Origin of the sequence: Pseudoselenomonas caprae, from assembly GCF_008271345.1 — a bacterium.
GTDB lineage: Bacteria > Bacillota > Negativicutes > Selenomonadales > Selenomonadaceae > Selenomonas_A > Selenomonas_A caprae.
The window spans coordinates 24,126-34,789 of sequence record NZ_VTOZ01000034.1 but is presented as its reverse complement, the minus strand read 5'-3'; the positions used below and the strand labels follow the sequence as shown (position 1 = coordinate 34,789).

At 53.5% G+C, this 10,664-nt stretch carries 10 protein-coding genes and 1 pseudogene; 3 read left to right on the top strand and 8 right to left on the bottom strand.

The window, feature by feature from the left end; genetic code table 11:
• A pseudogene (locus FZ041_RS14605) lies at window positions 1-209 on the top strand (hypothetical protein); the annotation flags it as partial.
• 23 nt (window positions 210-232) lie between these two features.
• Here the strand turns inward: FZ041_RS14605 and FZ041_RS12845 are convergent.
• From FZ041_RS12845 to FZ041_RS12835, 3 genes are all read right to left on the bottom strand, one after another.
• Window positions 233-901: a hypothetical protein gene (locus tag FZ041_RS12845; RefSeq protein ID WP_149189852.1), complete on the bottom strand. Its 669-nt coding sequence runs from the start codon at window positions 899-901 to the stop codon at window positions 233-235.
• Between the two features lie 70 nt (window positions 902-971).
• Window positions 972-2,888: a fructose-1,6-bisphosphatase gene (locus tag FZ041_RS12840; protein WP_149189858.1), complete on the bottom strand. Its 1,917-nt coding sequence runs from the start codon at window positions 2,886-2,888 to the stop codon at window positions 972-974.
• 53 nt (window positions 2,889-2,941) lie between these two features.
• Window positions 2,942-3,394, bottom strand: a complete 453-nt coding sequence (locus FZ041_RS12835) for a metal-dependent hydrolase (protein ID WP_149189851.1) — start codon at window positions 3,392-3,394, stop codon at window positions 2,942-2,944.
• A gap of 145 nt (window positions 3,395-3,539) precedes the next feature.
• Between FZ041_RS12835 and FZ041_RS12830 the strand changes: the two genes are divergently transcribed.
• Window positions 3,540-4,637, top strand: coding sequence for a hypothetical protein (locus FZ041_RS12830; RefSeq protein ID WP_149189850.1), 1,098 nt, complete (start codon window positions 3,540-3,542; stop codon window positions 4,635-4,637).
• A gap of 86 nt (window positions 4,638-4,723) precedes the next feature.
• Entirely contained in the window at window positions 4,724-5,194 is a 471-nt protein-coding gene (locus FZ041_RS12825; RefSeq protein WP_149189849.1) for a PTS sugar transporter subunit IIA, read from the top strand.
• A 69-nt stretch (window positions 5,195-5,263) separates the two neighbouring features.
• On the opposite strand, the gene dcuC is transcribed toward FZ041_RS12825, so the two are convergent.
• The 5 genes from dcuC to FZ041_RS12800 all read right to left on the bottom strand — a co-directional run bounded on the left by dcuC (window position 5,264) and on the right by FZ041_RS12800 (window position 10,664).
• Window positions 5,264-6,646 (bottom strand): C4-dicarboxylate transporter DcuC, encoded by a 1,383-nt coding sequence (dcuC, locus tag FZ041_RS12820; protein ID WP_075445657.1) that lies wholly within the window; start codon window positions 6,644-6,646, stop codon window positions 5,264-5,266.
• 142 nt (window positions 6,647-6,788) lie between these two features.
• A complete protein-coding gene (locus FZ041_RS12815; protein ID WP_222931170.1) occupies window positions 6,789-7,340 on the bottom strand; it encodes a CYTH domain-containing protein in 552 nt (183 codons plus the stop codon).
• Window positions 7,341-7,360: 20 nt separating this feature from the next.
• Window positions 7,361-8,671, bottom strand: coding sequence for an ABC transporter substrate-binding protein (locus FZ041_RS12810; RefSeq protein WP_255449414.1), 1,311 nt, complete (start codon window positions 8,669-8,671; stop codon window positions 7,361-7,363).
• On the bottom strand, window positions 8,671-9,342 hold the full coding sequence (locus FZ041_RS12805; protein ID WP_149189848.1) for a response regulator transcription factor: 672 nt from the start codon (window positions 9,340-9,342) through the stop codon (window positions 8,671-8,673). The genes FZ041_RS12810 and FZ041_RS12805 overlap by 1 nt, the downstream gene beginning before the upstream one ends.
• A complete protein-coding gene (locus FZ041_RS12800) occupies window positions 9,339-10,664 on the bottom strand; it encodes a sensor histidine kinase (RefSeq protein WP_255449413.1) in 1,326 nt (441 codons plus the stop codon). The genes FZ041_RS12805 and FZ041_RS12800 overlap by 4 nt, the downstream gene beginning before the upstream one ends.

The following is a 10,664-nucleotide window of genomic DNA, read 5'->3' as shown; positions in this document are numbered from 1 at the left end:
CATTATATCGCGTTGAGTTTTCTCTGTCAAGAACTTTTTCAAAATTCTTTTTGACTGAATTCGGAACCGATGTGTTTCAACCCTTTGCCAATCAAGGCTTTGCGGATTCACATCTTGTGCCGTATCTCTCAGCGACTTGTATTATGATACACGTCTTTTCCTCATATGTCAACACCTTTTTCAAAAAAAGTAAAAAACGGGGTTGCTGACGGCAGCCTCCCCGTTTTTACTCTTACTCATCTCTTCCCTTTGACTTGATCTTCTTGCCTAGATCATCAAAGAACGATTTGCTGATCCGGCCAAAGATGCCCTGCTGTCCATGACGGGAATTGTCCCGTTCTCTCAGCTCATCCCTTGCCATGACGCGTTTGCCCGTCTTGGCATCAAATACTTCGAAGCGGACCCGTACCGTAGAGGTGTAGATGACTTCTGCTGGATGGTAAACAGGAACCGATGTGTGATAGGTTTCCTCATACCAAGTTCCATCCTTTCTTTTCACCTTGCGTGTTGACGTTCTTGTTTCCCAACTTGTATATGGCGACTTGACATAGGAATCATCATGCCATTTCAGGAGTTCTGCCATGATATAGATATCCGCCGCGCCTTTCGGATCTCCTGGCGATAAGATTGCAGCCTTGTCCGGGCGTATAAGCCGGTAACCAGGCCGGGCTGCATTCTTCAGATAATCTTCTGCTACCACTTGCTCCAATAGGTCATTATCCATTTCCGCTTTATCCGTAAGCGTGATGTCATAAACCAGCGCTTTCTGCACCTTGGAAAAATCATATGACTCATCTACCCAATTGGTCTTCTCCGCACTGGCTGTAAGCGGAAACAGTATCAATGCCCATAAGAATACCAGCAGCCGCCACGGCTTAACTAACCCCAATATCGCCTTCATAATTCTTGTCCCTCCCTTATGATAATCACTATATCCTATATATCGGATATTTTCCTATCTTATTTAAATACTATCTGTCTTCCTGCGGCTTCAGCAAGCCATTCTGATAAGCCAGCAGGAGGTTGTACAGGTCTGTGATTTCATCCTGGATGAGTTTTCCTTCATCGGTATCACCGACAGTCGTCCGGCAATTCTGAAGTTCCACCGTTTCCGATACGGATTCGATATCCTGATTTTCCCGCAAGGCCTCCCGAACATCGGCAATCTTCTGATGCTGCAGCAGACGCAGGCCACGGGAGTTGGATATCAGCGTGTAGCCGGAAATCCCGGTCTTGCTATGGTACGCCTTGCAAAAGCCGCCATCGATGATGATTGCCTTGCCGCCAGCCTTGACGGGAGTTTCGCCTTTCTTGACCTTTACCGGCACATGGCCATTGATGATATGTCCCTTGACCGGGTCAAGACCGAATTCCTTCAAGACCATCGCGCAGGTCGTTTCGTTGTTGATGTATCGGAAATAGGGATCAGATGGCTCCTTCCAAGTGCTTTCGTCGGGGATATAGGCCCGTTCAAAAGTCTTGAACTCCCGCCCGGACACAGGGGACAGCCGCCCGCACCACAGGAAGTACATGAAGTCCACCGCCGCCTGGCTGTGATGCAGCCAGGCCTCCCGTGCCATGCGGTCGCAGTGGTCAAACCACGCCCGTCCCCGCAACTCCTGCCCCTCATAGTCTACGGATCGCAGCGTGCCATCCTCATTGAGCAGCACACAGCCATGGAACAGCAGATTGCCATTGTAGCGGGTATACAGGCTGCCCTTTTGATAGAGATAGTCCACATGGCGCTGCAGCACGGTGCTTTCCACAAAGTAGGATTTGAGGTCAGCCATGATGGCTGCTTCTTTCTCCGTCAGCTGATAAGGGTCGTCAGCCCCCTCATCGATCGTAGGGAAATAAGCGCTTTCCAATTCATAGCGCTTGCCATCCCCCAGTACCGCATGCGAGGAACGCAGATCGATCTTATCCAGCAGCAGACGGCTTTCCATCTGATATTCGGGATGACGGCGGATAAGCTGTCCCTCCAATTTGAACATCATCATGGTGATGGCCTTTTCCGCCGCCTTGATGGGATTGGCATCTGGATAGCTGTGCAGCGCAAAGGTGGTCAAGGGCCGCAGGCTGATGCCATAGCCACGTTCCAAGACATCCGTATTGTTGTAGCGCAGGGAATTGCGCACCACGGCCGCAATGCAGGTCTCATTGCCCAGCGCCGCTCCCATCCAAAGCACATCATGGTTGCCCCACTGGATGTCGACTGAAGGATGCTTCATCAGCAGATTCAGGATGGCATCCGGCCGGTTCCCCCGGTCGAAGAAATCGCCCACGATATGGAGCCTGTCCACTGCCAGCCGTTTTATGAGCACGGTGAAGGCTTCAATGAAGCCTTCACCGCTGTCAATCTGCACGATGGTATTCAGCAGGCGCTTATGGTAGACAAACTGGGCATTGTCCGCCTCCGGCCGGGTATTCATGAGCTCCACGATCACCGCCTCATAGCGCTTGGGAATGAAACCGTAGACCTTGGAGGCCGGATACTTATAGCTCATGAGCTTGGATAATTCCAGCAGCTGCGAAAGATTCTTCCGGTACCATTCCGGCGTATTCTCATGGTCATGGGTGATCTGCTCGATCTTTTCCTTGGGATAATAGATGAGCGTGCAGAACTCAGCCTTCTCCTCTGCACTCAGGCGTTCGCCGAAAACATAGTCCACCTTTTCGCGGATGACCCCCGAGCAGTTATTGAGTATATGGAAGAACGACGCATACTCCCCATGCAGATCGCTCATGAAATGCTCGATGCCCTTGGGCAGCGACAGACGCGACTGCAGATAGATCAGCTTTTCATAGACGGCTTCCTTGGTCGGGTATTTATCCGCCAGCAAGCGCAGGACCTTATTGGGACGACCTTTGGCATAGGGATTCCTCATCATGGCAGCCACCTCGTTCTTGTATATTCCTTATCGTTCTGTGCTATTCATAATCATTTTATCATAAGTTCTGCCTGAAAGATATAGCAGAGCAGCACCACAACAATCGAAAAGATATACTCGGTGACCGAGCCCACGGTAAAGAGTTTCACACCGACTTTCTGCCACGGCGTGAACAGCGGCACCTTGCCGCAGACGGCATCCTCAGCAATATGCAGCAGGGCCCCGATGCAGAAATACACCCCGATATTGCCCAAGTCCATGAATGCGTCCCAGCCGCCGCCCATGACCTTGAGCTGCAAGCCCAATAACAGCAGATAGAGCATCGGCCAATGGGACCAGCCGCGATGGCGGCTGCGCCAGCTCCAGTAATTGCTGCCGCGCGGGCTGCCCTCGAGCTTGTCCGGCATAATGGCTCCCGCCATGCTATACAAAGCCGGCAACGGATCCTGCACGGCCGCATAGACGATGACCCCCGTTACCACCTCATGATTCACCCATTTCATTTGCTATTACCTCAAAATCGAACAGTTATTCTCGCAGATATTGTAGCATATATGTTCGTTTTAGGATAGTATTTTTCTGCTTTTTTTGCCCTCACCACAATCCTTATAGTATAATAGATACAATCAAAGTTAGGAGAATAGAAATATGGACGATTATACCTGGCAAAAAATGCTGCGCCAGCGGCGTGTCAGACAACGGCGGCGGCTGTACCTGCTGATCCTGTTGCTGGCGGCCTGCATCGGCACGGCTATCTGGTATGGATTCTTTTATACGCGGACGCCAGAATATGCCCTCAAGCAGCTCTCGCTTGCCCTTGACCAGCATGATTCCGCACGCTTCCAGAAATATGTGAACGTAGAGGTACTTTCCTCCCGTGCCTACGACGATCTGACCGTCGATCTCTTTGCCTACGATTCGACCTTGACCGCAGATACCAAGGCCATGTTCGAGAAATTTTATATCCTGATCAAACCACAGCTGACAAAGGGGCTCGAGCAATCCGTCCTCGGGCGCATCGACAGTGGCAGCTGGAGCTTGCCGGAAGGCACGGATATCCTCAAGGGACGCCAGCTTGGCATCGACTTCGAGCGGTTCCTCGAACGCAGCCAGCTGCGCAATACCAGCTTTGTCAGCCTCGGCAATGTCGAGCATAATGGCACTACGGTCACAGCGGAGCTCAAGGTCCGCGAGGACTACACCCAGACGCCCTTCACCCTGCAGCTTGTCCTCGAGCAATCCAAGGACGGCCACTGGCAAGTCGTCTACATCAAGAATTACCGACAGTACCTGGATACGATCGCCCCGCTGCAGAACAGCGACATCGCCAGCTACATCGACAACACAGAAAGCATCGTCGAGGCCTATAATTATGATTTCATCGCTTACCGCCAGCGCTTCCGTGAGCTCAGTGCCACCGCCAACGGCCGCCTGAATGAGCAGCAGCGCAGCCGGCTTGCCAAGCTGCTTGAGAACGAAGTGATTCCAGCCCTCAAGAAACGCCAGCAGCGGCTCGATGAGATCGATGTGCCGGCCGGGGCCCAGTATCTTGCCCGCCAGCGCCAGCAGTCAACAGAAACCACCATCAAGGCTTGGCAACACTTCATCAAGGGGCTGCGCGAAAACAGCCAGGCAGAGTTCTCGACGGCTGAGACCCTGCACAAGCAGGAACTAGCCATCGACCTGCGCATCCAGGACATCATCCACCATACCGCTATCAGCAAGAATATCCCGAATCTCCCCTGATACAGCCTACGTATTCTTCAGGCTTGATTCGACAGGATTTCGTAGTAGAATGTAGATAAGATAATCGCAAAAGGCAGGGATGAAAAATGACAACACCAAAGCAGCAACTCATAGCACCCATGTCCGGCAAAACAATGGATCTTGCTACCGTGCCCGACCCGGTCTTCTCAGAAAAACTGACTGGTGACGGCTTGGCGATCGTAGCCGAAAGTGATACCGTAGTCGCACCATGCGATGGTGTGATCTCACTTTTCTTCGACACCAAGCATGCCTTTGCCATCACCACGGACGATGGCGTGCAGATACTCGTCCACGTCGGGCTGGATACCGTCATCATGAACGGAGAGGGCATCACGCCACTGCATCAGCGCGGCGACCAGGTCAAGGCAGGCGAGCCTGTCCTGAAGCTCGATTTGCCGCTACTGCAGAAACGCAAAATCAACCTGATTTCGCCATTGCTTATCGTCAATTACGAAACGGTGCGGAATCTCACGGCTACGGAGCCTAACCAGATGGTGACCGGCGGCACAGATACCGTACTGAGCTACACCAAGTGAATAACCAAAAGAGGCTGGGAAAATGCAGGCACATTTTCCCAGCCTCTTGTCGTATATGGATATAGACGATCAGAAGAACAGCAGCAGCGTCAGGCCGATATTGACGACCGTAGCAATGGCTACTGGCACAAAGGTGCGCTTCGCAAGATCCATCGGCGAAAGATGGGCCGCACCAGCCACAACGATCATGACCGCGGCAATCGGCGACATCGAACGCGCGAGGTTCGAGACGAAGTTCATCGGCAGGACGAACAGCACCGGCGCCAGTCCCGAAAGTGCAGCGACCTTCGGTGCGAGCGGCACGAAGGCGAAGAACGCCGCATTGCCCGAACCCGTGACGAGGGTCGCAGCAATGATGATGCCCACGAAGACGAACATCATGCCAATGCCGCTGAAGCCTGCATCCTGTGCCCCCGTGATCAAGGTGTTGATGGCCCCCAGCGAGATAAGGCCTTTCGAGAAGGTCTCCGCAGCCACGACCAGCGTGACGACGGTCGCCATCTGCAAGCCCATGCCATCCCAGTAAGCCTTGACCCCCTGGCAGGCAATCAGGCCGTCGCGATGGCGAAGGAGCTCAATGACCATCGTGATAGCCAAGGACAGCAGCGTTGCCAGGCTGATATCCATCTTGACGCCCATGTCGACCAAGCCGAAGAACAGCACCAATACCAGCGGCAGCGTCGGCAGCAGCGCATAGAAAGCCGGAACATCCGGCGATTTCTGTGCCTCAGCCTGCTCCTTCGTGATGGCTGCCGAAACATCCTTGCCCGCCATCTCATCCGGATGCTTCCTGTCGAGATATTTCTGCACGAAATAATGCGCCGCAGCCAGCGACAGCACCGTAGCGATGCCGATGGGCACCTGATACTGCATGAAATACGGCACGATTTCCATGCCGATGAGCTCAGCCGCATAGATGCTGTCGGCACCAGCCGGCCCCCAGCCCGGAGCCGACGCCGTAGCGATGACGGCGCAGGCCGCGATACGGCTGACGCCCAGCCGCACGAGCACCGGATACATCGTGACCATGAGCAAGAGCCCGAAGCCCGAAGCCGAGCTGATGAACATAGCCAGCACATTCGTCAGGATCGACGTGAGTGCCAGCACCAGATACGGATGGCCAAGCTTCTGCAGCGGCTTGATGGCCAGGCGGACCAGCGCCGTGCTGGCACCGATCTTATCCATATACATCGAAAAGCCGCCGATGAGCATGATGATCATGCCCAGGGCAGCCGCCCGGCTCGAAAACGCCAGGCTGATGGACTGGATGATATCCAGCCAGGCTGAGCCCGTGCTTTTCTTGTCCGGCAGAATCTCGCCCAGACCAAGCACCAGCGTCAGCATCATCATGATGACGCCGGCCGTGAACAATACCGGCTGGGCCGGATACTTCTTGAGCACCAGCCGCGTCACCCAGACGACAGCGATAAGAGCAATAAGCAATCCTAACATAAAAGGACCCTCCTAGAATATATAGTACAGGAATATAATTCGTTGATGATATCATAAATCCTGTTTACATCATAACGGCGGTGGAAACTTATTTTCCTCTCTCCATCCGCCCGACGCGCACATATATCCCAGAGGGTCTTGTTCATTTGTCCAAGGAATGCAACCGGGTCGACTCCCAATAGTCGCCCATGGATTGTCCCGGCTGATCGGTCACATCATCCACGAGATAGGCCCCCAGGCCAACGGCAGCCGGATCAAAAGCCCGCGCCGCCTCGACACTTGCAAACTCCACTTCCGCATACCAGAATTCCGACGGCAAGCCGCCATCTACATGATTCACTTCCAGCCGCAGGCCATCCGCCAGCTCATAGGTACGTCGTACTTTTTCGATCAGAGGCGCGTCAATAAGATCCTCCAGCTCGCCGAATTTACCGGCGGGAATCGGCAGCTCCACTTCCTTGCGCGCCAGTTTCCCTTTGGACTTGAAACAAAGAATATACTCTGCCTCCAACGGTTTACTGGTACAGTTTGTCCAGGTGGTTTCCTCCTCGCGAATCCGCACCGTCGGCCGGACAGATACATAGCCCTGGCGCATCTTTTGCTCAAAGGCCAATTTAGCGGGCAAACCTTCCGGCCAGCCATTGACCATCCATTTCCGTTCGATTTCTACTGGTGCCTTGTGTTGAACCATCATACCATTCTCCTTATCCGCTATTATTGCTGTAAATAAGCATTGATTTCTTTTTGCAGTTTATTCAGGGAATTATTGAAAGGAACGATGCCTGTGATGACCTGCTGCAATTCATTATTGGCACGCAGCATCGCCTCATCATATCCCTTAAACCTTGGCTGCATAACGGCCCGCTCCATAACCTCGCTGACCACCCGGAGATTCATCTCCTCACAACCCGGTGCATTGGCTGCAAATAAAGCCTGCGAGGTATCTGCCTCTACCACGTCACGCCGCGATGGCAGGCCCTGCGTCTTTGTCAGCATGAGCTGCTGGCTTTCCGGCGCATAGCAGATTTCTTTCAGCAGCAGCCATGCCAATTCCCTGTGCCCAGACTTAGCACTCATGCCCATAAGCATCGTCTGCAGGTTTGATACATTATCGCCTGATGGCCCGGCCGGCAATTTGATGCAATCCCATTCAAAGGAACTATATTTCTTGATACGCCAAGGGTAAGGCTTATACGTTCTGTATTCTGCAAAGGTAAACGGCCGGAACGCCACACGGCCCATATCGAAATCCTTCGCTGTGACTTCGCGCCCCCGCTGCGCATTATGCAACTGCAAAAGGAACTGCACGGCCTCCTCCATGCGGCTGCTGGCAAAATACGAAGCGCGCCCGTCCTCACGAAACAGCTCTACGCCATTCGTCACGACGGCAAGTTTCCAATCGTAATCATAAAAACCGAACTGATCAAGCACGCCATCGCCATCGGTATCCTTTGTGACGCGGCGGCAGATTTCCAGGAAGTCCTGCCACGTCCAGTCGTTGCCTGGAATCGCAATCCCCTCCCGGGCCAGCAGCGTCTTGTTGACAAACATCAGCGTCGGCACGCTCGTAACGGGCAGCCCATAAGCACGGCCATCATAACGGCCATAATCCAGTGCAGCCGGATAATAGACATCCCAGGAAAACTGCTTGTCTTGATTGCCAAAATCCGACAGATCCTGCAAGGCCCCCATAGCCGCATACATATTGAAGTCCGTACCTGGCACAACAAAGACGTCCGGCTCCTCTCCCGCCAGCAGCTTTTCGGCCAGCCATTCGGAATAATCTTCTTTTTTTATACCGCTTACATACGTTACCTTTACGCCAGGATGCTTCGCTTCGAAGCGCTTGATTGCCGCCTCGACAACAGCATAGGAATCGCCATCAGGAACATCCCAATTGCTGCCGGCAAACACCCCGACCCGCAGCTCGACGGTTTTCTGCTGCTGATAAGCCAGCATCCCAGCTAAAAACAGCAACAATGCCACAGCCAGCAGCAACAACTGGCGCTTGACATCGCCCCGCATCAGAGCTCCACCTCCGCAGCTGCAAGCCCCGTCTGCACAGCCCAGATGGCCAGCTGCGTGCGGTCACGCAAATCCAGTTTGGAAAGCGCATTCGAAAGACCATTGCGCACGGTCCCCTCTGAAAGGCTCAGCCGCTCGGCAATTTCCTTGTTGGAAAGGCCATGGCCAACGAGATGAGCAATATTGCGCTCCGTCCGCGTGAGATCCTCGGCACCGCTGGTACCAGTCTCGACGCTCAGGTTGTTCTTGGCCATCTGGTTGAACAGCTTGACCACCTTGGCCACCACCCCTGGATTGATCATGGCACCACCACTTACGACCGTGCGGATTGCATTCGTAAGATCCGGCACCGATACGCCCTTGAGCAAATACCCGCTGGCTCCGTACTTCAAAGCATTGAATACATATTCATCATCATCGAAGGTCGTAAGGATGATGATCTTGACCGCAGGATAAAGCTCTTTGACTGCCTTGGTAGCCTGTACACCATCAAGCTCCGGCATACGCACATCCATCAGGATGACATCCGGCTGGCTCACCTTGAGCATATCCATAAGTTGCCGGCCGTTTTCAGCCAGCGCCGTCACTTCCATGTCCACATTCTGATCCAATACGATCTTCAGGCTCTCGCGGATAAGCTCCTGATCATCGGCAATCACTACCTTTATCATTCGTTCTCCTCCTGTCTCGTCCCCGCCGGTATCGTGGCCTCCAAAGTAAAGCCATTGTCACTCCAATATCGCAGCCGCCCATGCAGCAAATCAAGCCGTTCCTGCATATGGCGCAGGCCAAATCCTGGCTCAACATCCTCACAGCCATGGCCATTGTCGGCAATGATGATGTAATTGCGCCCAGGCTCCGTGCCAATCGTTACGGTCGCCTCAGTGGCCTTACCATGCTGGTTGGCATTGGTGATGCCCTCCTGCACGACGCGATAGATGACTTCCTCCTCATCTTCACGCAGATTATCTGGCCAGCCTAAGGCAATCACACGGATTTTCATATTCGATGACTCCGCAAACTCCGCGACCATACGCGCAATCGCATGGCGCAGCGGCAGCTTCTCCAGATCATCGGGGCGCAGCTTCTCGACCGAACGGCGCACATCGACAATGCCACGACGCGCGGTCTCGCGGATCTTAGCCATCTGCTTCTTGGCCGCCTCTGGTGCCGCATCAACGAGCACAAGACAGGCATCAAGCCCCGCAGCGATACCAGTCAGCGCATGGCCAAGCGTATCATGGATTTCCCGCGCCAGACGATTGCGTTCCCGCGTCTCGGCCATACGCTCTGCCTCGATAGCATAAATCCGCAGGCGTTCATTGGCCTCGCCTAGCTGCGTATTGAGGCTGGCAATGCGCTCCTTCTCCTGATGCTTGCTCTGCACGAGCAGCACAAGGTAGGACACGAACAGGATGATATTCAGCGAGACAAAACCATTCTTCACGGCAATGAGAACAGCCTGCACCGATGATTTATAATACGAAGTATAGGCATCGAACGGCGCCACATGCCCTTGGAAAATCGCCAGATTATAGTTTGCTATGCAATAGAGTCCAAACATAGCACCCACCAGCAGCCAGCTCTGATTCTTGCCCTGATAGCGATGCATAAGATCGGCAACGACCAGCAGGACAACACCATCATAAGCAAGATTCAGGCTGCGCATAAGCAGCATGCAGGCAGTGATTTCAGCCAGGAACACCAAATAGCGCATCATATCACTGAGCGTATCCCGCCGATAAAGATGCCCCAGCAGGACCAGCACAAAAAACGACCCCATCGATAAGGAAAATCCCTTGCCAGCAGGCAGTGGCACGATTGGCAGCGTCTCCAGGAAAGAGCGCGCCGACATACTCTGGATGATTTTCTCCTGCGTAATGCTCATAAAGCCAGCCATCAGAAATACGACCAAGCCATTGTAGATACTGAGCAAACGATAAAGGCCCGCAATCCGGACCCTCTCCTTCAGCATTTCAAAATCTACCTTCAT